The sequence below is a fragment of the Moraxella cuniculi genome, assembly GCF_900637105.1.
In the GTDB taxonomy this organism is placed as follows: domain Bacteria; phylum Pseudomonadota; class Gammaproteobacteria; order Pseudomonadales; family Moraxellaceae; genus Moraxella; species Moraxella cuniculi.
Map to the genome: position 1 here is coordinate 1,488,600 of NZ_LR134343.1, position 24,534 is coordinate 1,513,133.

Sequence of the window (24,534 nt, forward strand, 5' to 3'; positions counted from 1 at the left end):
TTACAGTTGGTTATTTTTATGTCAATCCATACGCCCATCAAACGCCGCCTGACCAAAAAAATCCATGTTGGCACCGTTGCCATCGGTGGTGATGCACCCATCAGTGTACAGAGCATGACCAATACGGATACCTGCGATGTACAGGCGACCGTTGCACAGATTCAGCGGTGTGTCGCTGCTGGGGCGGATTTGATGCGTGTTTCGACACCAACGATGGACAGCGTGGCTGCCTTTGCCGAGATAAAAAAACAAGTTTCGGTACCCTTGATTGCTGATATTCATTTTGATTATAAAATTGCTCTGGCGGTGGCAGATGCTGGGGCGGATTGTCTGCGTATCAATCCGGGAAATATCGGCAATGATGCCAAAGTTCGGGAAGTTGTTGCAGCTGCACGCCATCACAATGTACCCATTCGTATCGGCGTGAATGCAGGTTCGCTTGAAAAAGATTTGCAAAAAAAATATGGCGAACCAACAGGTGAGGCAATGCTAGAATCTGCTTTGCGTCATATTGATATTTTAGAAAAGCTAAATTTTCAAAATTATAAAATTTCGGTCAAGGCATCAAATGTTTTCTTAACTTTAGATGCTTATCGCTTAATCTCTGCACAAATTGATAATCCGCTACACTTAGGCGTTACCGAGGCTGGTGTGTATCGCACAGGCACGGTAAAATCCGCAATTGCCCTAGGGGGCTTGTTGCTTGATGGCATTGGCGATACCATGCGTATTTCTTTGGCCGCCGAGCCCGAAGAAGAGATTAAGATTGGTTTTGATATTTTAAAATCGCTGGGCATTCGCTCAAATGGGGTGAATTTTATCGCCTGTCCAAGTTGCAGTCGCCAAGAATTTGATGTGATTAAGGTGATGAATGAGCTGGAGGCGAGACTTGAGGATATCCGAGAACCTTTGGATTTGTCAGTGATTGGCTGCAAAGTGAATGGACCGGGCGAGGCAAAAGAAGCAGATATTGGCGTGGTGGGAGCCAATCCCAACAGCCTTGTGTACAAAAATGGCAACAAAAGCCATCTGATTGATACCAAGCAGTTGGTTGATGAGATTGAAATGATGGTGCGTGAGCGTGTCAAAAATATCCAAGAAGCCCGTGCCAATGAGATTATCCGAGTTGGTTAGTTTATGCGTGTAAGTTTTGACAGTTGCCAAAATTTACACCAATAAGGAGATTTGATAATGTTAAAAGCTGCTATTTTGACTACAGGCTTGCTATTTGGCACAGCGGCATTGGCTGAAACTATCGATTGGACACCCGCCCTAGAAAGTTTAAAAAATATGTGCAACCAAGAAGCGATCCATGACAGTGATATTGACTGGTGGACTGCAGCAAATGTCCCGTATTACAAGGACAAACGCATACTTGGGAGTATGCTCTCGCCATCGGTCATCAAATCAACCGTGCGATTTGGCAAACAGGTGCATCATCTAAAAAATGCAACCGCTTTTGGTTTGCCGATTACAAGATTTGAGCTGGACAATGGTGGCAATGGAATGCTTGATCGTGTTGAAATATTTTTTGCAAATAATGACTTTTTAAAATTACGCTCTGAATTTTATGCCGTCAAAGATCGAGGAGATAATGCACAAACCGTTTATGCTAACGAAAAGCAAGCATGGATGGAGTATTATTATTCTCAAGATGGCAATGGATTTTCTGATTTGGATTATCATGACGAGCTTGAGGATGATGTTGAATATCTGGGTGCAGAAGATATTGATTATGCACAAAAAGATCGGTTCTCTGAGATTGTAACCACAGGCGATGGCGACACAGATACGCTGAGCGTTTATTATGAAGCCAATGGCATGGGGCTGGTATATATGCCAGAGAATGTTACAATCGATGGTGGAAATTGGCGTAGTATTAATTTGACTTTTGATAACAAAAAGAACAGCATTCGCTGTGAATACACCTATCCACCTGCCTAAGCATAGGCTTTGGTAAATTTTAGATATATTAACAAAAAAAATTGAGAAAATTATGAGTACAATCACCGCCATTCGTGGCTTTAATGATATTTTACCCAGCCAGACTGCCGCATGGCGAGACATGGAGCAGGCATTGACAGAGGTGCTGGACAGCTACGGCTTTAGCCAAATTCGCCTGCCACTGATTGAGCAAACGCAATTATTCGCACGAGGCGTTGGCGAGGCGACAGACATTGTTGAAAAAGAGATGTTTGGCGTGGTGCATGGTGGCAACAAGGGTGATGATAATACATCATTGACCTTACGGCCTGAAGGGACGGCAGGTTGTGTGCGAGCGATTATTGAGCATAATTTGACCAGAGGTGATACGCCAAAACTTTGGTACATTGGACCGATGTTTCGTTATGAACGCCCACAAAAAGGACGCTATCGCCAATTTCATCAGCTGGGTGTTGAGTGCTTTGGTAGCAGCCTGCCCGATGCCGATGCGGAGCTGATTGCCATGACTTATGCGATGTGGCAAAAACTTGGCATTGCTGATGTGCTGACGCTACAGTTAAATACACTGGGCGAGGCAGAGGAAAGAGCGGCGTATAAGGCAGCATTGGTTGCTTATTTGACGGAGCATTATGCACAATTGGACGAGGATTCTCAGCGTCGCCTTGAGAGCAATCCATTGCGTATTTTGGATTCCAAAGATGCCAAAACTCAAGAAATTCTAAACAATGCCCCAAAACTTAGCGATTTTTTGGGTGCGGAGACGCTGGCACATTTTCATAAGGTGCAAGAGTATTTGACGGCACTGGGAATTAAATTTCAGATTAATGAAAAATTGGTACGCGGCTTGGATTATTATAACAAAACCGTATTTGAATGGGTAACGGACAAGCTGGGTTCGCAAGCTACTGTCTGTGGTGGCGGTCGTTATGATGGCTTGGTAGGGGTGATTAAGGCAAATCCCAACCAGTCCGAGCCTGCGGTGGGCTTTGCGATGGGACTTGAGCGATTGATGCTGTTGCTTGAGGCAACTCAAGTCATCACGCCACAGAGTCAGTGCGATGTATTTGTTATCGCACACCCTGATTATTATGCAGATGGGCTAAAATATGCTCATAATTTGCGTCTGAATCAGCCAACCTTGCGTGTCAAAATGGCAAGTGCCACAGGTCTAAAAGCCCAAATGAAAAAGGCGGATAAATCAGGGGCAAAATACACCGTTATTATTGCCGAAGACGAGGTGGCAAATGGGCAGCTGACCATCAAGACGATGGCGACAGCAGAGCAGGTGCGTGTGGCAATGACGCACAAGTTTGAATTGTAGCCTTGCTGGCGAATAGATTGCAAATTTCTGCATGAATTGCCACGATGTGCTATAATATGGCATATCTATATATTGACAAATCATCGAGCTTAACCATGACACAAAAAAATAACGAAAACTCAGCGGATACAGCATTTGCAGATAAGCAGTCCATCAGTGCCATCAAGGCACATGGCGAAAAGATTGTTTATGCTGTGATTGCGGTGCTTCTGATATTTTTTGGTTGGCAATATTACCAAAAAAACTATGCCAAAGTTGATACCGTAGCGGCAGATATGTATACCAATATTGCAACTACCGATGAGCAGTTGTTGCAAGTAGCCCAAGAGGGCGACAAGACCGCCAAGGCAGAACTTGCTGGCAAGCAAGAGGCGTTGTTTGCTGATATTGATAAGCTGGTTTTGGAGCATGACAAAACAGCCTATGCTTGGCAGGCGTTGATGATTAAAGCTCGCCGTCAGGTGGCGGTCAATGATTTACCTGCTGCTGTTACAACGCTCAATCAGGCGGTATCGGTCGCACAATTGGTTGGTGATGATGGATTGCTTGCAATGAGTAAGATTCGTTATGGTCGAGCGATGCTAGCCAATAACGATGTTGAAGGTGCCTTGTCAATTGCGAACGAATCACTGCCTGAAGCATTTGAAGCATCACGCCAAGAACTGCTTGGTGATGTTTATATGGCAAAAAATGATTCAGAATCTGCCAAAAAAGCTTACAGCACTGCTTGGGAGTTGATGCGTGAGCGTCAAGAAAATCGTGCAGTTTTGGCGTTGAAACTACAGTCTTTGGGCGTCAGAGCTGAACCAATCAAGGTATTATCCGCAGCTCCAACAGCTCAAAATCAAACAAATCAGCAATGATAATTTGTCAATGATAAGCCACAAATGTTAAGTGTATTAACATATTATTTGTAAATTAATTAATCATTGGCATGCTGTCATTGATTATCGACATACAGTACAGTAAAGAAGGATTGTGCAATGTATCAGACTTTTATAAAAACAGCACTGGTTGCTGGGTTGGCAATGGCTATGGCTGGCTGTGGCACCAAAACAATCAAGCCTACCGAACGCAAGGCAGCCAAACTTGCCGCCATTGAAGCACCGATGAATGTATTGAGCCAAGTGTCCAGCGTGCGACTTGATTCAGGCAAGGCAAAAACAAACAAAAAAACCCAATCAACCAGCGAGTTACAACCAGCGGTAACTGCCACAGGCTGGATTGCTGCAAGTCGCGGTGGTGTTTTGGCGGCATTTGCTGGCGGAGCAAAACTGTGGCAAGTGCAACTGGCTGATAGCGTTACTGGCGGTGTTGGTTTGGATTCTGCCGAGACATTGGCGGTGGTTGGGCTGCGTTCGGGACAAATCATTGCTGTTGATGCCAAGACAGGGGTGCAGCGATGGACGGTAAATTTACCTTCAGCGAGCCTTTCGCCTGCTTTGGTGATTGCCGATAAGACGGTTGTTAGCACCAATAATGGCATGGTATATGCTTTGGATAATCAAACTGGCAAGACTATTTGGCAATATGCCACTCAAGCACCAAACACCAGTGTGCGTGGTATCGCCAAGCCATTGGCATTGGATGCAGGCACGATATTAATCGGTGGTGCTGATGGCCGCATTCATGCACTGGATGCTGCAACTGGTACGCCAGTTTGGGCACGCCGCATTGGACTTGCGATGGGAACCAGTGAGTTGGCAAAATTAAGAGATGTTGATGGTACGCCGATTGTTGTCGGCAATCATCTGTATGCCAGCAGTTACAGCGGACAGCTGATGGGTTTTGATATGACAACTGGCCGCACGATGTTTAGCAGCACTCTGCCAAGCACCACCAAGCTCACCGTTGTGTCAAATGCCATCATCGGCAGCAGTGTCAATGGCGAGTTGGTTGCCTTTGATCGCATAACGGGTGCTAAGCTGTGGGATAATAATGAGCTAAAATATCGTGGGCTGAGCAATCCTGTTAGCTTGGGGCAGTATATTGCAGTGGCTGATAAACAAGGGGCTGTTCATATTTTGAATGCACAAGGCAAAATCATCAGCCGTGTTGATGCCAAAAGCGGTTTGACAAATCTGCAAGTGGTGCAAAATCGCCTTTATGCACAATCGGTCAATGACACAGTTCATGTTTGGCAATTTTAATAAAAATCTGCTTAACCTTTGTTGCTTATGCAGCAAGGGTTTTGCTATTTTTAGGCGATGAAAAATCCATTTATTCTACCGATGAATTATCACACAAAAATACAAATTAAGAGAAGTGTATGAGTATTAAGCCTGTTGTTGCCCTGATTGGTCGTCCGAATGTTGGCAAGTCTACGCTGTTTAATCAATTAACCAAAAGTCGTCAGGCATTGGTTGCTGATTTGGCTGGGCTGACCAGAGACCGTCAGTATGGTGATGCTCGCTATGAAAATAAGTCATTTATTGTGATTGATACAGGCGGTATCGGCGAAATGGACGATGGCTCGGGCAGTATCGATGACTATATGGCAACTCAGTCATATACAGCCATTCATGAAGCTGATATTGTGGTGTTTGTGGTTGATGCACGAGCGGGGCTGATTGGTGCAGACAGTGAGATTGCTCAATTTTTGCACGGACTTGGCAAACCTGTATTTTTGGTCGCCAACAAGATGGACGGTGTGCATGAAGCATCATCAGCGGAGTTTTTTGCTTTGGGTTTTGGTGAGCCTTTTGCGATGGCGGCAAGTCATGGCAAAGGGGTGGCGAACTTGCTTGAGGCATTGACTGCTGATATGGCAGAAGATGAAGAGGTGGAGCTGGATAGTCAAGCCCTAAAACTTGCCATTATCGGCAGACCTAATGTTGGCAAATCAACATTGGTCAATCGTCTGCTGGGTGAAGAGCGAGTGGTGGTATTTGATATGCCCGGCACAACTCGAGACAGTATTTATATCCCCTTTGAACGAGAAGGTCGAGAGTATGTACTGATTGACACGGCTGGCGTGCGTCGTCGTGGTCGCATTGATGAAAAAGTTGAGAAATTCTCTGTTGTAAAAACTCTGCAAGCCATCAAAGATGCCAATGTCGTGGTGGTTGTAATCGATGCCAAAGAGGGGGTTGTTGATCAGGATTTGCACATGCTTGGGTATGCACTCGATGCAGGGCGTGCCATTGTGGTGGCGATTAATAAATGGGACGGACTAAGCCCAGAACAAAAACAGATGGTAAAAATTGAAATTGACCGCAGGTTTAATTTTGTGCCATGGGTAAAAATCCACCTTATCTCGGCATTGTACGGCAATGGCGTGGGCAATCTGTATCCATCAATTCACAAGGCGTATGACGCTTCGATGTTTAAGGTATCAACAAGCCAGCTGACGCGTATCTTGGAAGATGCTGTTGCCAACCACCCACCACCGATGGTTGGTGGTCGCCGTATCAAGCTGCGTTATGCTCATTTGGGCGGTCATAACCCCCCTGTCATCGTTATTCATGGCAATCAGACCACTGCCTTGCCAAAATCCTATCAGCGATATTTGGAAAATATTTATCGCACGGTGTACAAGCTAGAAGGCACGCCTTTGCAAGTGGAATTTAAACAAAACGCCAATCCGTATGAAGGCAAGAAAAATCCCAAAGTGCAAAACAAAGCCCGTGCCATGCGTAACAAAAAACGCATTGCTGAATTTAAAAAACGAGATAAAAAGCGTTAAATTATCTCAAAGGAATTGACGCAGTATTAACTGTTGGTGTTAATGATGTCGCTTGGGTGATAAAGTCGTGGCTTTGTCGCCCAAGGTATTAAGAAATGGCAGTGTCAAAATTGCTTGGCATTAATTCATTATCACGCCTTAAAAATTCCTGTAGATAATGCAAATAAGCATTACCATGGATAAGATTGTTTTGATAACAACAAGGAAAAAGTGCTTATGTATCAAGCAGATGGCTATCACCCACAAGCTGATATTGATATTTTGCTTAAAGATTTGCAAGCTTTGATTGATGGCAATCAAGCAGTTGCTGATGATTTGAGTGTGAGCGATTGGAGTGCCAGCACTTTTTCTTTGACATTATCGGTCAATTGGCTGTTTTCTGGCTATAGCGATAAACAAACCAAAGCAGGCAATCACAAACAAGACATTTGTTTTGCTAATACGCAAGAGCTTGATAAGCATTATCATAATCTGATGAATGAGGCAAGTTTTGGTCAATCTTTGCGTCAAAACTTTTTGCAAAACATTCGTTCATTAAACAAACAAGCATTGCTTGAATATCAACAATCATATACTTTTCATCAGTTTGAGCCTTTTTCAATTTTTGAGGATTGTGGTACTTGTCATGCTGTGGGCAAGGTTTCATGCACGGATTGTGGCGGACGGGGCAATAAAAGCTGCTGGGACTGCGGTGGCGGCGGGCAGGAGAGTTATCAGGTACCCATCTATGACAACAAAAATCAAATTCGTGGCTATCAGACCCAGTATCGCTCTTGTTCGGCGTGTTTTGGCAGTGGCAGACAGCGTTGTGGCACTTGTAGCGGTAGCGGTCGAGTTGCTTGCAATAACTGTGCTGGTCATGGATTTTTTACCCATATTTATCAAATCAAAGCCCAAGCACAACCAACTTTTCACTTAAGCCACACCAATCCTTTCGAGCCTGATGAGTTCAATCAGCTGTTCGTTGATAAAGGTGCGGAATTTTTTGCCAAGCATATTGATTTGGCTTTGACAGATGAATGTGCAATTGAGCAAGACACCCATCAGTTTGTGTACCAAGGGCAGAGTATTGCGTTTGATATTTTGCTTATGATGAAACAAAAGCAATTTTATTGTGCGGCTTTTTCATCGCCACCTTATGCTTATGTGCGTCCTTATTTGTTTGATGAGTTGTTTTTTGATGAATGGCAATTTTTAAAAAATGCTCAAGACAAAAAAGGCAATATTGCAAAAAATAACGCTCAAGCTTTCTTTTTCAAATACATGAATCAGCCTGTTTTGGACAGTGCCTTAAAGGACATTGCCAAAAATAACCATGCACCAAAAACAGCTGTAAAAATCGCTTGCCAGAATTACATTTCTGATGAAATGGCAAATAATATCGGACGGTCATTGTGGTATATTTTGGATAAGGTGTCGCCCACGCATTCAAAATTGGCTTGGGTTTTTGGTGCGGTGCCTGCGTGCCTTTGGTTGGGTGTGGTTGCTGTTTATCATTTACAAACAGTCAGCGGTGTGCTTGATGCTGTTGCCAAAATAACAAAAACCATCTGGCAAAGCATGCTTGTGATTTTGATATGTGTGAGTATATCGTGGTTGTTGAGCCGTCTGTTTGTTTGGGCTGTTAATCAAAAAATCCCCAAAGAATATCATCAAGCAGCAAACAATCGCTTAATGCTGCGTTATTATCTGATGACGATGGGTGTGGTAGTTGTTTTGGCGATTATTTATGCCGTTTTGGTTAATTATGGTTATCTGCCACCCATGAGCGATCGCTGGTATCTTTTATTAATGGCAATAAAAGGCAAATTGCCATTTTGATAAGAATGGTTATTTAAATTACTCGTGTTTGAACTTGCAGACCTTGAGATAAAATTCTTGGGCGTTATTATCTTATTAATTAAAATTTATTTTTTGTTTGCCGATTTTGTGGTTTTTCTTCTTTTTCACGATTGTGTGAGAAAAACCACAAAATGAAAAGGCGAGAAGTGAATGGTTTATAACGAAAAGTTATAAATATGTAAGATTTACCGCCAAGAGCAGGATTCAAAAATTTTTAAGAATCCTACCGCTTGTTAGGTTAAAGATGGTGGCTCAGGGCGGTTTTGTAAGACGACACCGCAGTATCTGCCGTACAGCGGACATGGTTTCTCTCGCCACGCCCAACGGCATTGTCTGCCCCCTTAAAGATCGAATGAATTAACCACCTTAACATGCAAACGCACTTCCACATTGCCACGCACTGCATTAGAATATGGACAAACTTCGTGGGCTTTTTTGATTAAGGTTTTTGCCTCGTCTTCGCTCAATCCTTCCACCGTGATGGTAATATCCAAATCAAGACCAAACGCCCCATCTGGCTTTTGTCCAATACCAACACCCACAGTAGTACTGGATTTACTGGGTTTAATACCTAAGGTTGGAGCAACATGATTCATCGCACTGTCAAAGCACGCCGCATAACCCATCGCAAAAAGCTGTTCTGGATTTGTGCCAACTTTGCCGCTGTCATTTTGAAAACCAACCAAATCAAACCCAATTGAACCATCATCAACTTGGGTATGCCCATCACGACCGCCTGTTGCTGTTGCACTTGTGTGATAAAAAATTTTCATAAAAACTCCATCAAATAAAATAAAACATCAGGGCAAATCACCCACAAATTCTGACACCATGCCAAAAATCCAAAACCATTTTAGCAAGTTTGTCTAACAACTGGTATCTTATTTATCCAAAACTCTTGCCTGATTCTCTAAGTTTTTGGGTTTGATGGTTTGGTAATCAACCAAGGTTTTGTTGGGTATTTTACAAAAAGCATTGTAAATCACACGCAGGCTGTACAACGCCATAGATGCCTTGACTGTGAGTGTGATTCTTTATTGGTGGCTGTTTGGGGTTGATTTTGTCCAAAAAGCATATCGCAAATGCCAAAAACCCAACCTGTTGGCTGGGTGAGATTTATTTGGCGAATTCTGCCAAAAATGCTTGGATTTTTGTGCTTATATGCTCGTCATGCTGATATAAGAACTGGCTTGGAACAACCACCCAGTTGTCATCAACTTGTGCCAGTAGATTGGGAGTGCCATGTACGCCAAGCTGCTGAGCGAGATGCTGTCCGTGTTGCAGCCATTGATTGGTTTGGCTGTGGCTGTCTGGGTTGTCCATTTGTTTGGCAATGTCAGCCTTGCCAAGGGCAATCAGAGCCTCTTGCACCTGCTGCTTTTGGCTGGTGTCAGAGCCGTCCACATAACGCACGGCTTGTAATTGTGCCAAGGTTGGCAAAAGCTGGCTTGGCATCGTCTGCTTGAGCAAATGGCACGCCATGCTTAGATAAAAAGAATTAAACTCACCACCTGCCAGCAGGACATTTTGGTGGTATTTCTCGCTAAATGGCAAGCCTGTCAGCTGGGCTATGCGTTGGTCATTTTGCCAAGCGTGCTGTGCAAAGGCAGTATCCAGCACCTTGCCAGTATTGGCAAATAAGCCCGTTGCTATCGCATCAACCTTGTGCTGACTGGCAAGAGTTGTAATGGCAGGTGAGGCAGCATAACACCAACCACACAAGGGGTCAAATAGATAAAGAAATTTCATCTTAATCTCCTGTGGTGGTCTGATACACAAACCACCGCTAATTTATCGATTTTTGATAAATGATGGCAATATGCCAAATTTATCGCTGCGGCTACCATTTCATCTCGCCCTTATTGACTTTTGCACCCAGCTCCAGATTGCTGATGGCGGTCAATTTGGGATAGGCTTGTTGCATTTTGCTAATTACCTCACCGCTTGTTTTGCTGTTTGCCAAAACTTGCTCGTACTTTTTGAGATATTCTTGATTAAATTTTAACAATGACGCATCGTTTTGCTGCCTTTGGCGGCGTGCCCTGCGATGACAACGGCAGGTTTTAGGCTTGCCATTTCTGCCAATTGAGCAGACCATGCCTGACGCTCGGCAGGGCTTTGGGTGTCAGCTGTCCACAGGTGCATATTGCCAAATACTGCCACATTGCCTGCGATGGTTTTTTGTGAAGGAATCCAAACATAAGGGCGGTGTGCCAACAATCCGCTGGTGCCACGAATTTCGATAGTCTCACCGTCCAAACTTAGTTGCTTGCCCACAAATGGCTCTGGCAGAACGATATTTTTTGGGGCGTTTGCACCCATTTTTGGTGACCAGACTGCAAGCTTGGTTGCAACTTTGGCGTTAATTTTCTCCAGCACCGCAGGGGTGGTGATGACTTTGGCATCAGGGAAAATTTCTTTTAGTGTGGCAGCACCAAAATAATAATCAGGGTCAGCTTGACTGATAAAGATTGTCGAAAGCTGTTTTTGACTGTCCAAAATCTGTGCAGCGATGCGTAGAGCGTCAGCACGAGTAAAGCCGCTGTCAATTAAGATGGCTTCTTTTTCGCCCAAAATCAGCGTTGATTGCACCAAAAAGCTGTTGGCATCTGCCGAGTAAGTTTGAATCTCTAGGGCGTTGGCAGAATTGGCAGCAATTGCCAATAGGGCGGCAAGTAGTCGTTTTTTCATAAATTGCCTTTATGGTATTGATTTTATTTGCTTTGATAAATTTTAAATAAATTTTCAATTAACAAATAAATTGGTTTTGTTTAAATGATAGATTTTCAGCAATACACCGTTTGTGCCGGCATTTTAGATTTTGCATGAATGTTATTTTGACAATCTGTGTGCCTTTGTATGACTTGGAAGCTGGGACAAAGGCACGACCAAGATTAGGCAGCAGCGGTAAAACGCTGGTGTAAATGTGCGTGATTTTCCACATCATCGGCAATCGCAATCGCCAAATCCGCCACGCTAATGCCAGCAGGCACATCACCATTCATCAACAAATTGTCTTTGCCCAAGCGATATTCACCCGTACGCTCCTCGCTGTAACCTGCGTCCGCTCCCAACATCGCAGGCGGCGAAATAAACGCCCAATTCACATCACGGCGGTCTTGCAAGTCATTCAACAAATGACGCGCGGCATTGGCACCGTCATAAATTTCTTTGGGAAAATCAGGCGTATCAATCAGCTGCACGCCATCGCCAACATACAGGCTGCCTGCACCACCCACGATAAGTAAATATGGCACTTTGGCGGTCTTGGCGGCTGATACAATCGCATTCGCACCCTGCGTGAACTCTGCACCGATATTAGGATTCGTCCAGCCTGGATTAAAAGCACTTACCACGCCATCAAAGCCTTGTAATTGCTCGGCAAAATCAGCCGACAACACATCGGCTTGCACCGCTTGAATATTGCCTGCAGCCTGAACCTTGTCAATATTGCGGGCAAAAGCCACCACTTGATGACCACGACTTGCCAGCTCCCGCACCACGGCAGCACCAACATAACCTGTTGCACCAATTACTGCAAATTTTTTCATCACAACTCCTATATTTGATTGTATTGATTGACGATTTTGCTGAATGAGTGAAGTTATCCAGCAATGTTGTTATTTTATATAATAAAATTTTTATTTGTAAGTACTTACAAAAAAGTAAGTATAAAATAATTGCATAAGTTATTGATTTTTCATTGATTAAATTTTCAAATATTCATATATTTGCCACTTGGTTGCATTTATCAACAATCCAAGTCAGCAAATTGGCTTTTCATCTCCACTTAGTTTTACGCCAAGCCACAAAATCATTATTTTCTACCTTATTCATTGGATAATAGCCAGCTTTTAAGATTGTATTTATCATCACAAGCCATTTGGTGTATTGAAATCCCAATTGGCACCCCTGTGGTAAAAATCCGCAAATCAAGCAAAATTTGGCAAATTGGCAAACGCATATCAAGACACATTTTCAGGCTGCCTGATCTTCTTGGCATGATTTGCCCAATTCTCCAAAGAGCAGTACGCCCAGCCCATCAGCGACACCAAAGCCGTTTTATAAAGCTGGGCAGATAGGGGTATTTTGCAATGAAAGATTGATACTGTGATTAAAAATTTTAAAATATATTAAGCGTAATTGTATAATTTTTAACCATATATCAATTTGCCATTTTAGCTGCGACTTTTATTTATTCACCAAAATAGCAAAAAGCGACAAATGCCGCTTTTATAAGATGGCTTGGCTACCGTGAGGCTTGACTCGGTGCATTGTGATGACAATGTCGGATTATTTCTTTGCCAAAACATTGTCCAGTGACCAAGCACCGCCGCCTGCTGCTGCCAAATATAGAAAAATAAAGCTAAACAACATCGCCGACTCGCCGCCGTTGGTAAAAGGAAATAGCGAAAAGTGCATCATAAAATACGCCACCGCCATTTGTCCTGACAAAATAAATGCAGTTGGGCGAGTGAATAATCCCAAAATCAGCAAAATGCCACCAACGATTTCCAAAATACCTGCCGCTCCAAACAGCGAAAACAATGGCACCGAACCATTACCGTCCGTCATCGAGACAGGAAATTCAAAAAATTTTGCCGTGCCGTGCAACAAAAAAGCATAGGCGGTTGCTATTCGCACGATGGATAAGATTTGCGATTGAAAAGGTTGTAAAAATTTCATCATTAAACTCCTAAATTTATTAATCTGGTTTAGTTGCCCCAAAACGCATCTTCGGCGGTTTGGTCGTCTGAAAACAGCCAAACGGTTTGGATTTTGCCGTCCACCACTTCAAACAAATCAATGCCTGTCATATCCATTTGCGAGCCGTCCGCTTTTTTGCCCGAAAAACGCACGGGGCAGGCGACCAAATTGCCATTGACCATTAAATTGCCATTTGGTGTAAGGGCGAATGAGCCTTGGGTGTCTGTCATCATTTGTCCAATCATTTCACCGATTTGCCCTGCACCGATTTTCATGCCTGAAAATTTGTTGTTACCAGGTTGGTGCCATTTTACCTCTTCGGCAAAGGCAGAAAAAGCGGCTTCAATGTCGCCTTTATCAAGGGCGGTTAAATAATTTATGATAGTGGTTAATACAGTCATAAAATTTTCCTCATAAAAGTAAAAATGGATTTTTGTATTAAAATATCATGTTCAGGCAGCCTAAAGCGATGGCGATTGGCACTGCCTAATTAACAATAAATATCAGCCAAATGGTGCAGATTGCTATCAAAACATACTGCGACCGCTGACGGTTTTTGCAGGAACGGGCTGCACGGTATCCCAGTGTTCGACAATTTTACCGTCATCATCAAAACGGAAAATGTCCACCACTGATTTGCCAAGATCGTTGGCGTTTAGCTGGCTGTGTACATGCAGCACCACCAAATCACCTTCGGCAACCACTCGCTTGATGGTGGCACGAGACTGTGGGGCTTGGCTGACAAATCCGCCAATGCCTTTGACAAAGGCTTCTTTGCCGTCCGCCACCATTGGATTGTGCTGTAAATAAACATCACCAATGTATTTATCGGCGGCTTCTTGGACTTTGTGCTGGTTAAATGCCAAATCGTAAAAAGCGATGGCATTGGCTTTGTTGCGTTCGGCTTTGCTTTGGGCTTGGGCGGTGATGACGCTTGGCTTACTGCTTGAGCCTGCGATACTTTGGCAACCTGTCAGGGCAATGCTTGCCAAGATGGTGCTTAGGATTAATTTTTTCATAAATACCTCAAATTATTAAATGTCAAATCGTCAGGCTGCCAACCTGATAACCAGCAAACACAGTCATCAGATAAAAAGCATTGCCAAACAACCATGAAGCATATTATAATACACGAAATTTACTTTTGTAAGTACTTACAAAAAAGTAAGTATAAATTATGCCAATTATCAGCCAAGTGGCAACGGAGAATCTATGACGAATCACGCAGACGATAACAAAGGCTATGTGCTGGCAAAAGACTGCCCCAGCCGTGAGATTTTGAATCACTTAACCAGTCGCTGGGGCGTGTTGGTGCTGATTGTGCTACTAGAGGGCAGGAAGCGTTTTGGTGAAATCCGCAAACAAATCGAAGGGGTGAGTGAGCGAATGCTATCTGAAACCCTAAAGCAGCTTGAGCAAGACGGCATGCTTATCCGTCAATCATTTGATACCGTGCCGCCTCATGTGGAGTACTATCTGACTGATTTGGGCGTGCAGGCTGCCGAAAAAGTGCATGATTTGGTAGATTGGATTGAGACAAATTTAAGCATAATTTTACAGGCAAAACCGAGCAAGTGATTTGCTTGGCATAGGTTTGTCGGGTAGTGAGCTTGATGGCATTTGATGAATGTTAGAAGCAATATCAAAAAGTTAAAAAATCGTGTAAAATAGGCTTTTTGTCAAAATTTGGTTCTCACATGAAATTTATTGTCAAACTCTTTCCTGAAATCATCATGAAAAGCGAATCAGTTCGCAAGCGTTTTATTAAAGTTTTGACAGGAAATATTAAAGAAATACTACAAAAAATCGACAGATCTGTTGTGGTGATTCGCCATTGGGATTTTATTGAAGTGCGTAGCCACAATGAGCAATACCACAAGGCATTGCGTGAAGCGTTGCAAAGAATCTCTGGTATTCATCATTTTTTGGAAGTGCAAGAGAGCAGTTACCAAGATTTGCATGATATTTTTCTACAAACTTTGGCAGAATATCAAGATAAACTTATCAATAAAAGTTTCTGTGTGCGTGTCAAGCGACGCGGCAAGCACGATTTTGACTCCATGGCGGTGATGCAATATGTTGGCGGTGGGCTAAATCAGCACATCGAATCCGCCAAAGTGCAGCTAAAAAACCCTGATGTTACCGTTTTGCTTGAGATTGACCAAGACAAACTGCTCTTAATCAAGGAGCGTTTTGAGGGTATGGGTGGCTTTCCGATGAGTACCCAAGAAGATGTGCTGTCGCTGATTTCTGGGGGCTTTGATTCGAGCGTGTCAAGCTATATGTTTATGCGGCGAGGCAGCCGTGTGCATTATTGCTTTTTTAATCTGGGTGGTAAGGCACATGAAATTGGCGTAAAACAAATGGCTTACCATCTGTGGTCTCGCTACTCTTCATCGCATAAAGTAAAGTTTGTTACGGTGGATTTTGAGCCGGTGGTTGCCGAAATTTTACGCAGTATTGATGATGGACAAATGGGCGTAGTCTTAAAACGCCTAATGCTAAAAGCTGCAAGCGTCATTGCCGAGCGTCTGGGAATTCAGGCATTGGTTACAGGCGAGGCATTGGGGCAGGTGGCAAGTCAGACATTGACCAATCTGCATGTCATTGACAAGGCGGCGACACGCTTGGTACTAAGACCACTTATTACCAGCGACAAAGAGCAGATTATTAAGTTATCCGAACAAATCGGCACCATGGATATTGCCAAATCCATGCCAGAATTTTGCGGGGTGATTTCCAAGTCTCCAACGGTGAAGGCTGTTGAGCAAAAAATTTGTGCCGAAGAGGAAAAGTTTGATTTTGGCATTTTACAACACGCAATTGATACGGCGATTATTAGCGATATTCGCACGCTGGCAGAGGCGGACGGCAGTACTTTACTCATGCCTGAAGTGGTGCATGAAGTGCAGGCGGGGCAAGTAGTACTGGACATTCGTACGCCTGATGAGTGCGATGAGTTGCCACTATCGGTTGATGGTGAGGTGATTGCCGTACCGTTTTATCAATTATCCACACGCTTTGCAACACTTGATTCGGCCAAGACCTATTTGCTGTATTGCCAGCAGGGTGTGATGAGTAAATTGCAAGCAGGGCGACTGCTTGAGCAGGGTCATCAGAATGTCAAGGTGCTAAAAATAATAAAAGCTTAATTGATTAAAAATATTTAATAATGGTTTGTTAAATGTATTTTGGCAAATACTGTACTATTGTTTATTTTAAAATATTTTTAATACAAAATTTATCGTCTTGATAATCCGACCAAATCATCAGCAAAGTTTTTTATAAAAATTGCTCGTGCTGCCTATTCGCCATCAGGCTATTTGACCGTGTTTTGGCGAATTTGTCAAATCTTGCATTGCTGGCATAAATTGCCATAAATTCTGTACATAAAAATACCGCCATCACAGGCGGTATCTTGGGCTTATTCATAAATTTTTATGTATGCACCAGCACGCAATTCTTGCAACCAGTCCTCTTGGGCTTGTGGTGCTTGGCGTGCAAACAGATATTCTCGTGCAACATTGCGGCGATACTGCTCGGTAACATCACGCTGGCGAATATTATCCACTTTTAAGATATGCCAGCCAAATTGTGAGCGAAATGGCACCGAAAAATCACCTTGAGCGGTATTTTTCATCATGGCTTCAAATTCGCTGACCATCTGACCTTCGCCAACCCAGCCCAAGCTGCCCTTGGCTGCCGCTGAGCCTGTGTCATCAGAATAGGTTGCTGCCAGAGATGCAAAATCCGCCCCTTGTTGCAATGCTTGATATAGTGCGTTGATTTTTTGTTCTGCCATATCAGCACCTTGATTGTCATCGATGCGAGCAAGAATATGGCTGGTCTGCCACTCTGGGATAATAACTTGGTTTGTTTGTTGTTTATTGACCAGTTTGATAACATCGATACCATTTGTAGTGATGATTGGTGCTGAAGTTTGCCCAATGTTTAGCTTATCTACTTCGCCAGCAATCGTTGCAGGCAGGGCGACCGCGTCAATCAGTCCTGTGTCTGCACCTTGTAATTCGGCAGCATAGTCTGCACGAGCCGTTTTCATTGCCTGATCAAGCCCCAAGCCGCTATCCAAAGCTGACTTGACGCGTAATGCCGTCATGCCTGCTTGTTGGCGTGCATTGGCATCTGGATTGCTGCTCAGATATGGCACACGGATATGCAGCAGTTGGTATTTGGTTTGGTTTATCCGTGCTGATTCTGGACTTTGTAAAAAAGCTTCAATTTCATCATCGCTAATGCGAACACGGCTTTGTACTTGATTTTGCCACAAGGCAGCGATGGCAGCTTCTTGAATCAGACGCTGACGCATGGCGGCATAGCTGCCTGCTTGCTGGGCATCAAGCACCGACTGTAGCTCAGCCAAACTTGACAAGCCCTCTGACTGGGCGATGGCAAGGAGCTGTTGGTTAATGATGGTGTCATTTGGCACAACACCTGCTCGCTTAATCAGCCCAAGCTGTAGCTTTTCGTTGATTAAATTATCAAGTGCCAGCATCTGAATTTGTTCAGCTGTGGCACTCGCCCCTGATTTTTGTATTTCGGCAGCAACGATTTGTTTGGCTTGATTTAATTCACTTTTTAGAATAATTTCATCATTCACAACGGCAACAATGCCATCGGTACTGTTGCTACTGATGGAGGCTTGGGCGACTGTTATGCTTAAGCCTAAGCCTACGATGGCAGCGGCTAATTTTTTTATAAGAAATTTGGTCTGCATGGATAATCCTTAAAATTATCATGTTAATTAACAAAAACTGCTTACTGTCGCAAGCTGTATTAATTTATCTAAGTGTAGCACTTAGTACAGCAATCGTCAAACAACATCTGATGATTAAGAATGCTATTGACAATCTGTTACAGCCTTGCCAATAACAAGTAACTTTTTTGTTTAGTAGGCTTGCTGCCAAGCATTTTGTACCTGATCATAGCCCAAGATTTTCTCGCTAAGCAGACGATTGAGGCGACCTACGCTGGTGATGCCACTTAGGCGAATTTCTGCCATGATGGCGGTATTTGGCGACAGGCTTGGGTTGATGGCATCACGATAACGGCGTGCATAGACGGACAGTCCATAGCAACAATCCTCATAATTCACCCCAAACAGTGAATCCATCAGATAGCCTTGTTGATAATCATACTGCACCTGACCCATCAATCGCCAACGATTATTCACAGGGAAAATTGCCGAAGCAGTGTAGGCAGACAGGGCGTATTGATTGGTTGCCTTGTGCTCTTTGCGTTCAATCACCCCAATGTTAAACAATTTACTGTCGCTTGGCTGATAACGCACTTGGGCAATGACGCTGCTTGGGCGGTAGCGAGTGTCAAAACTACCTGCCGCCTCAATCCATAGATTGTTTTTTGGTTGCAGTGAGGCTTGCCACGCCATGCCCGAAGCTCTGCCGCTAAAATTCTCACTCTTGTCAATGCCGACTCGAGTGTCGCTTAATAATAATTGCTCGGCAATGCCGCCTTCAAAGCGAGTAACGCCTGTGCTATCAATATAACGATAATTCACCGCTGGCGTGATGGCGTGCAAGTCTTGAATGCGGTCATAACCCAAAAACCAGCTGTTATTTAGCAGTTGCTCATAGCTTAGTTTGGCAATGCTGGTTTCAAAATTTGGCAGTTTTTGCTGATCTTTAAATGGTGTATAAGTATAATGCAAGCGAGGTGTCAGCAGCTGATAGCCACCTAGACTGTCATCATACCAGCCAAATGGTGAGCCCTGTTTTTCAAAAAACAGCCCACTGTCAATGCTAAGCGTCGGTGCAAAAATCGAGTAACTGCCTTCTTCTTTGGTCAGTTTCTGATCAGCCAAACTGTCCTCATCATAACTGGCGTATAAATGCGATAGGCTTAATTTTGGCGTTACATAACCCCAAGAACGCAGTATGGGATAACTGGCACTGATTTGGTTAAACATACGCACGCCGCTTTTTTCGGCTTCGGAATTGTCTTTGATGGTTTTCTTAAAATAAGCAGAATTATGAATGCCGTCAATTTTTATCCCATCTGGTAGCCCCAATGAGGTTTTTGGCAATTGATAAGCCACTGATAATTGTGGCAGGCGTGCATAAGGACGGTCTTTGTCCAAAATTGGCGTGCCGTCAATATTAACACCATCAAGTCGCTGAAAATCCTCTGCACGCAAATCTGCCGACACATACTCGCCTGCAAAACTTGCTCCGATACGCCGTGGCAAATTCAGAGCAATGGTATCAATCCCTAGGGTATTAAAATCGGAGAGATATTTGGCATCAGAGACATATTGATACTGTGCATAGGTATTGATTTTATTAAAATTTTTCGGCTGCCATGCATGATCAAAGCGGACACGGCTACGATCTTGATTGTTATAGCGTTTGTCGCTTGGCAGATAAGAGGCATTTAAGGTTCCTGCACCGAAATTTTCGGTCAGATAACGAAATTCACCCGTCAGCATCGGATTGCGATTGCTAAAAATCGTTGGCGTAAGGGTGGCATCATAATTGGGTGCAAGGTTAAAATAATACGGCGTGCTGATCTCAAAGCTGTTTGTCGCCCCAAAGCCAATATTTGGCAACAAAAACCCTGACGCACGGCGAGAGTCAATTGGGAAGTTAAAATACGGCAAATAAAGCACTGGCACATCTTTGATGCGTAAGGTGGTGTTTTTTGCGATGGCACGCCCTGTGTTGTTGTCAATATCGATGCTATCAGCGTCCAGATACCATTTGCGTTCGGTTGGAGGGCAGGTGCTAAACATCACTTCTTGCAGGCGATATTTGTTATCGCTTAATTTATCCATCTGACCTGCATAGCCATGTGCATTGATGGCGGTGCTGGCAAATGCCACATCTTTTGCCGTGCCTGTCTTGCCATCAGTGCTGTATTCTAGATTTTCGGCAACGCCAATCAAGCCTGTTTTGCTGGGCGTGGCACCAGCATCGCTAAATAGCACCTGACCTGAAGCCACAGCACGCCCTGTAATGGTATCAAGCTCTACTTTGTCGGCACTGACACGCTGACCGTTTTGTTCAACGATGACATTGCCTGATAATTCAGCATATCGGGCGGCGTCATAATATCCATAATCCGCTTGTGCAAAAATCCCATCGGCAGCCAACGGATTGCCATCGCCATCAAAACGCTGCGTGGCTTGGGTTGTGGGCTGCAACCAAACCCCTTGGCAGCGAGCCTGTTCATTGGGCTTGGTGTGATAATTTTCGGCAAGTTTGGCAAGGCTGCGACTGCGAGCATCTTGGCTGGTATCTTTATCGCTTTTGGTTGTTGCTGCATTTTCATCGCTTTGCCAAGTTGTGGCAGTGTCCGTATTCTGTGCTACACTTGACGATTCGCTAGAAGATAAAGTTTGTGCCTGCTGATTGATGGTTGCAAAATCCACGCCATCAAACGCATTTGGCTGATTGCTTGCAGCCAAACCAACCGAATCTGCCGTGTTATCTGCAACTTGCTTGGTGGCATTAACCTGCCAAGCATCTGTTTGAGTCTTGGTGCTATCATCATTGGCATGGGCTGACATCATGATTGGCAAACTTACCATGCCAAATAACGCACAACGAATGGCGACAGACAGATAAGAAGATTTGTGGCAAACAGCAGTACAACTGGCAGAAGAATGTTGAAGATGAATCACAACCAAACCTTGCAAAGAAAAATTTTACTTATTTTACACCATTATTGCGTTTGGTGCGACTGTATTTATCACCATTGACAAAATTACCGCCTTGATTGCAATCTATTGGATAACACGCCGTGCAACAAAGCCATCATACACACAAACAATTTTACTGGTGAAAATCAGAAAAATCAGCTAAACTAACGCATGACAGTACGCAAGATTGTGGCTTGATGGTTTAAACAACCAAAAAACTTCATTTTAAGGGCTATAAAATAGCCAAAATCCAAAACCAGTTGCACCATGATACATGTTGCTATCGCCACAAAACAGCCCAATACCAAATCACAAAAGGATAATCCGATGAGTACTTTACGCAAGCAGCAGATGATGGATTTTTTGCACAGCCATTTGGCGGCAGGATTTCGCGTGGAGAGTTTGGCAGCTGATGCCAGTTTTCGTTGCTATCACCGCATTCATTTGCCAATTATTGGCGAGCAGGGCAAGCATGAGATGAGCTATTTGCTGATGGACGCACCACCTGACAAGGAGGATATTGGGCAATTTATTCATGTTGCCGAGCTGATGAGCGAGGCTGTGAATGTGCCAAATATTATCGCAAAAGATGAAAAACAGGGGTTTTTGTTGCTGCAAGACTTTGGCACGGTGCAGTTTGCTGATGCCATCGCTTCCGATGCAGATAACAAAGATCGTTATTATACTTTGGCATTGTCCACCTTGGCAGATTTGCAAAAAATTGATACCGATATTGATTTGTCTGCCTACAGCGATGACAAACTTCGTGAAGAAATGGAGCTGTTTTGTCAGTGGTTTTTGCCATATTTGGGCGTTACTTTGGATTCGCCTGCACAACAACTGTGGCAAACACTCACCGAAAAACTCATCAAAGATATAAGCAGCCAACCAGCCGTTGTGGTGCATCGAGACTATCACAGTCGCAACCTGATGATGGATAAGGGTAGTGATGGTTTGGGGGTGATTGATTTTCAGGACGCACTGATTGGTGCTTATACTTATGATTTGGTTAGCCTTGTGCGTGATGCTTATATTGATTATGATGAGCAATGGGTAGAAAAACGCATTCAGGAATTTTATCAGCTGATACGCCCAGCGGTTGATTTGGGCAGTTTTATCGGACAGACCAATATTATGGGCGTGCAGCGTCATTTGAAAGTCTTGGGTATTTTTATTCGCCTATCACAACGAGATGGCAAGCATCGTTATTTGCATGACATTCCTAAGGTGATGCGTGATTTATTAACAGAGCTAAACTGGCTGAATACACATAGCAATGAGGCAGTTTATGGCGAGTTTTTGACATGGATTAATAATCAAGTCTTGCCAGCTTATCAGCATAAATTTATTAATAAATCTAAATAATATCATCAAATCTAGGGGCGATACGATGGCAATAACGCAGGCGATGATTCTGGCGGCGGGCAAGGGGACGCGTATGCAACCTTTGACACTTCGCACACCAAAACCACTTGTTCCAGTGGCTGGCAAGCCGCTAATTGTCTGGCATATTGAGCGATTGGCACAAGCAGGCATTCGTCATATCACGCTAAATGCAGGCTATCTGGCTGATGTGCTGATTGCAGGATTGGCTGATTTAAACATTGAAGAAAAATTAAACATATCATTGCATATTTCTGTTGAGAAGGGCGAGCCGCTGGAGACGGCAGGTGGCATAAAATACGCACTGCATCAGGGTTTGTTAAATCATGCCCCGTTTATCTTGGTCAATGGTGATGTCTGGACAGAGTATGACTTTACCAGCCTTTGCCATCATAAGCTTGGCGATTATTTGGCACATTTGCTTTTGGTGGATAATCCTGATCATAATTTGGCAGGGGATTTTGTATTGCACGAAGGCAAGGTTTTAACCAAAGCGGCTAATGGCTCGTCATTGACCTTTGCAGGCATTAGCGTTTTGTCAGACAAGCTGCTCGATGAGGTCGCTGTGGGACAAATCGCACCTTTAGCACCTTATCTAAGCACTGCGATGGCACAGAGCAAAGTAACTGGCGAAAAAATGCATAACAAATGGGTTGATGTCGGTACGCTTGAGCGACTTGCCAGTCTTGAGCAATATCTTGACGGCAATCAATGAAAAATAAATTTATGTAATATCAATAAGTTACAAACTTTATCAACAAAAATATCAAATTTTCCCCAAAAAAAGTTTGACAGTTGATAAATTTCGTATATAATACGCACCACAAAGACGATGAACAAGACGAAAATCAAGTTCTTTAAAGTTTTTGAAAATGTTACTTAAAATGCGATACCTTGACACAGTATCATAAAAAAGCATTTTAGGGTGGTTAGCTCAGTTGGTAGAGCATCTGCCTTACAAGCAGAGGGTCAGCGGTTCGATCCCGTTACCACCCACCACTTAGCAGCGGTAGTTCAGTTGGTTAGAATACCGGCCTGTCACGCCGGGGGTCGCGGGTTCGAGCCCCGTCCGCTGCGCCATATTTTAAAACAGTTGTTTATTCCCAAATCGCAAGGTTTGGGATTTTTTTTGGCAAAATTTTACCATTTATCAATACTTAATAATTATTAAACAATAAACTAATTGTATTTGCTGAAATTTTGGCATCTCTGTCTGTGCTTTAGGTAATAAGCAGATGGCACAAATTCATCATCTGCGTTATAATGCTGCTTTGGACAAGCATGGTTCATTGCGATGATAAGGAGAATTTGCCATGAATACACAAAGCACTGACAAAGCACCGAAGTTGTATTTGCTGACCAATGATGACGAGCTAACAACACTGCTTGACAAACTGCAACGAGTGTTTGATACAGGTGCGGTATCTTTGCTGCAAATTCGCCGCAAGTCTACTTTAAAATTATACGACTTGGCAACCGTTTATCGAGAGGCAGAGATGATCGTCAGCCTTGCCAATGACTACGATATTGATGTGGTGATGAATGATGACTTGGAATTGGCATCGCATTTTGGCACAGGGCTGCACTTAGGTCAGCGTGATGGTAGTGTGCGTGTAGCAAGAGAAATCTTGGGCGATGATGTGGTGATTGGTCGCACCTGCCATACTGACATTGCCTTATTTAAGCAAGCCAAGCGAGAAGGGGCAAGCTATGGTGCGATGGGTACGGCATTTGCCTCCATCACCAAACCTCGTGCCAATATCATCTCACGCGATATTTTGCTAAAAGCGATTGAGGTTGATTTTCCGCTGTGTATTATTGGCGGTATTGCTCTTGAAAACATCCACCAGCTGCGTGATGAGTTGGCTGGCAGGCCTGTAGAATACATTGCCGTTACCGCCGATATCATGGGGCATTCGGTAGACACCATTGCTAATAAATGCCGTGCATGGCAAGAAAAACTAAATAATTGGTAAA

General features: G+C 43.7%; 23 protein-coding genes and 2 tRNA genes. 14 read left to right on the forward strand and 11 right to left on the reverse strand.

Annotated elements, in window-relative coordinates; all coding sequences use genetic code 11:
- The first annotated feature begins 18 nt into the window (after positions 1–18).
- The 7 genes from ispG (at position 19) to EL162_RS06800 (ending at position 8,771) form a co-directional block, all read left to right on the forward strand.
- Positions 19–1,134 carry a flavodoxin-dependent (E)-4-hydroxy-3-methylbut-2-enyl-diphosphate synthase gene (gene ispG / locus EL162_RS06770; RefSeq protein ID WP_076555246.1) on the forward strand — a complete coding sequence of 372 codons (1,116 nt, stop codon included), beginning with the start codon at positions 19–21 and terminating at the stop codon, positions 1,132–1,134.
- Positions 1,135–1,191: 57 nt separating this feature from the next.
- The gene (locus tag EL162_RS06775) at positions 1,192–1,944 is read left to right on the forward strand and encodes a hypothetical protein (protein WP_126330994.1); all 753 of its coding nucleotides are present in this window, start codon (positions 1,192–1,194) and stop codon (positions 1,942–1,944) included.
- 52 nt (positions 1,945–1,996) lie between these two features.
- Complete coding sequence (hisS, locus tag EL162_RS06780) at positions 1,997–3,265, forward strand: histidine--tRNA ligase (protein WP_126330996.1); 1,269 nt, start codon at positions 1,997–1,999, stop codon at positions 3,263–3,265.
- A gap of 95 nt (positions 3,266–3,360) precedes the next feature.
- Positions 3,361–4,128, forward strand: coding sequence for a YfgM family protein (locus EL162_RS06785; protein WP_126330998.1), 768 nt, complete (start codon positions 3,361–3,363; stop codon positions 4,126–4,128).
- A gap of 120 nt (positions 4,129–4,248) precedes the next feature.
- Positions 4,249–5,415: an outer membrane protein assembly factor BamB gene (gene bamB, locus EL162_RS06790; protein WP_126331000.1), complete on the forward strand. Its 1,167-nt coding sequence runs from the start codon at positions 4,249–4,251 to the stop codon at positions 5,413–5,415.
- 119 nt (positions 5,416–5,534) lie between these two features.
- Positions 5,535–6,950, forward strand: coding sequence for a ribosome biogenesis GTPase Der (der, locus tag EL162_RS06795; RefSeq protein WP_076555251.1), 1,416 nt, complete (start codon positions 5,535–5,537; stop codon positions 6,948–6,950).
- 216 nt (positions 6,951–7,166) lie between these two features.
- A complete protein-coding gene (locus EL162_RS06800; RefSeq protein ID WP_126331002.1) occupies positions 7,167–8,771 on the forward strand; it encodes a DnaJ-like cysteine-rich domain-containing protein in 1,605 nt (534 codons plus the stop codon).
- A 362-nt stretch (positions 8,772–9,133) separates the two neighbouring features.
- Here EL162_RS06800 and EL162_RS06805 read toward each other — a convergent pair whose 3' ends face one another.
- From EL162_RS06805 to EL162_RS06835, 8 genes are all read right to left on the reverse strand, one after another.
- On the reverse strand, positions 9,134–9,565 hold the full coding sequence (locus EL162_RS06805) for an organic hydroperoxide resistance protein (RefSeq protein WP_126331004.1): 432 nt from the start codon (positions 9,563–9,565) through the stop codon (positions 9,134–9,136).
- Between the two features lie 343 nt (positions 9,566–9,908).
- Entirely contained in the window at positions 9,909–10,541 is a 633-nt protein-coding gene (locus EL162_RS06810) for a DsbA family protein (protein WP_076555254.1), read from the reverse strand.
- A gap of 91 nt (positions 10,542–10,632) precedes the next feature.
- Positions 10,633–10,800, reverse strand: coding sequence for a hypothetical protein (locus EL162_RS10305; RefSeq protein ID WP_197718966.1), 168 nt, complete (start codon positions 10,798–10,800; stop codon positions 10,633–10,635).
- Positions 10,794–11,483 (reverse strand): MBL fold metallo-hydrolase, encoded by a 690-nt coding sequence (locus tag EL162_RS06815; RefSeq protein ID WP_197718967.1) that lies wholly within the window; start codon positions 11,481–11,483, stop codon positions 10,794–10,796. Before EL162_RS06815 ends, EL162_RS10305 begins: the two co-directional genes overlap by 7 nt.
- Positions 11,484–11,686: 203 nt before the next feature.
- The gene (locus EL162_RS06820; protein ID WP_126331006.1) at positions 11,687–12,343 is read right to left on the reverse strand and encodes an NAD(P)-dependent oxidoreductase; all 657 of its coding nucleotides are present in this window, start codon (positions 12,341–12,343) and stop codon (positions 11,687–11,689) included.
- Positions 12,344–13,085: 742 nt separating this feature from the next.
- Complete coding sequence (locus EL162_RS06825) at positions 13,086–13,478, reverse strand: DoxX family protein (protein ID WP_126331008.1); 393 nt, start codon at positions 13,476–13,478, stop codon at positions 13,086–13,088.
- Positions 13,479–13,507: 29 nt separating this feature from the next.
- The gene (locus EL162_RS06830; protein WP_126331010.1) at positions 13,508–13,900 is read right to left on the reverse strand and encodes a nuclear transport factor 2 family protein; all 393 of its coding nucleotides are present in this window, start codon (positions 13,898–13,900) and stop codon (positions 13,508–13,510) included.
- 126 nt (positions 13,901–14,026) lie between these two features.
- Positions 14,027–14,518, reverse strand: a complete 492-nt coding sequence (locus tag EL162_RS06835; RefSeq protein ID WP_126331012.1) for a nuclear transport factor 2 family protein — start codon at positions 14,516–14,518, stop codon at positions 14,027–14,029.
- 193 nt (positions 14,519–14,711) lie between these two features.
- Between EL162_RS06835 and EL162_RS06840 the strand changes: the two genes are divergently transcribed.
- Together EL162_RS06840 and thiI are read left to right on the forward strand one after the other, a co-directional pair.
- Positions 14,712–15,077 (forward strand): winged helix-turn-helix transcriptional regulator, encoded by a 366-nt coding sequence (locus tag EL162_RS06840; protein WP_126331014.1) that lies wholly within the window; start codon positions 14,712–14,714, stop codon positions 15,075–15,077.
- Positions 15,078–15,196: 119 nt separating this feature from the next.
- Positions 15,197–16,651, forward strand: coding sequence for a tRNA uracil 4-sulfurtransferase ThiI (thiI, locus tag EL162_RS06845; RefSeq protein WP_126331016.1), 1,455 nt, complete (start codon positions 15,197–15,199; stop codon positions 16,649–16,651).
- 130 nt (positions 16,652–16,781) lie between these two features.
- Here the strand turns inward: thiI and EL162_RS10020 are convergent, their stop codons facing one another.
- The 3 genes from EL162_RS10020 to EL162_RS06855 all read right to left on the reverse strand — a co-directional run bounded on the left by EL162_RS10020 (position 16,782) and on the right by EL162_RS06855 (position 21,156).
- Positions 16,782–16,931 carry a hypothetical protein gene (locus EL162_RS10020; protein ID WP_158078437.1) on the reverse strand — a complete coding sequence of 50 codons (150 nt, stop codon included), beginning with the start codon at positions 16,929–16,931 and terminating at the stop codon, positions 16,782–16,784.
- Complete coding sequence (locus EL162_RS06850; protein ID WP_126331018.1) at positions 16,924–18,234, reverse strand: peptidylprolyl isomerase; 1,311 nt, start codon at positions 18,232–18,234, stop codon at positions 16,924–16,926. Before EL162_RS06850 ends, EL162_RS10020 begins: the two co-directional genes overlap by 8 nt.
- A gap of 171 nt (positions 18,235–18,405) precedes the next feature.
- Complete coding sequence (locus EL162_RS06855) at positions 18,406–21,156, reverse strand: LPS-assembly protein LptD (RefSeq protein ID WP_227543390.1); 2,751 nt, start codon at positions 21,154–21,156, stop codon at positions 18,406–18,408.
- Positions 21,157–21,501: 345 nt separating this feature from the next.
- On the opposite strand from EL162_RS06855, the gene EL162_RS06860 reads away from it, so the two are divergent.
- From EL162_RS06860 to EL162_RS06880, 5 genes are all read left to right on the forward strand, one after another.
- Complete coding sequence (locus EL162_RS06860) at positions 21,502–22,539, forward strand: aminoglycoside phosphotransferase family protein (RefSeq protein ID WP_126331020.1); 1,038 nt, start codon at positions 21,502–21,504, stop codon at positions 22,537–22,539.
- 25 nt (positions 22,540–22,564) lie between these two features.
- Positions 22,565–23,272 (forward strand): nucleotidyltransferase family protein, encoded by a 708-nt coding sequence (locus EL162_RS06865; protein ID WP_126331021.1) that lies wholly within the window; start codon positions 22,565–22,567, stop codon positions 23,270–23,272.
- A 208-nt stretch (positions 23,273–23,480) separates the two neighbouring features.
- Positions 23,481–23,556 (forward strand) — tRNA-Val (locus tag EL162_RS06870).
- A 4-nt stretch (positions 23,557–23,560) separates the two neighbouring features.
- A tRNA-Asp gene (locus EL162_RS06875) sits at positions 23,561–23,637 on the forward strand.
- Between the two features lie 233 nt (positions 23,638–23,870).
- Positions 23,871–24,533, forward strand: coding sequence for a thiamine phosphate synthase (locus EL162_RS06880; protein WP_076555266.1), 663 nt, complete (start codon positions 23,871–23,873; stop codon positions 24,531–24,533).
- The last annotated feature ends 1 nt before the right edge of the window (position 24,534 follow it).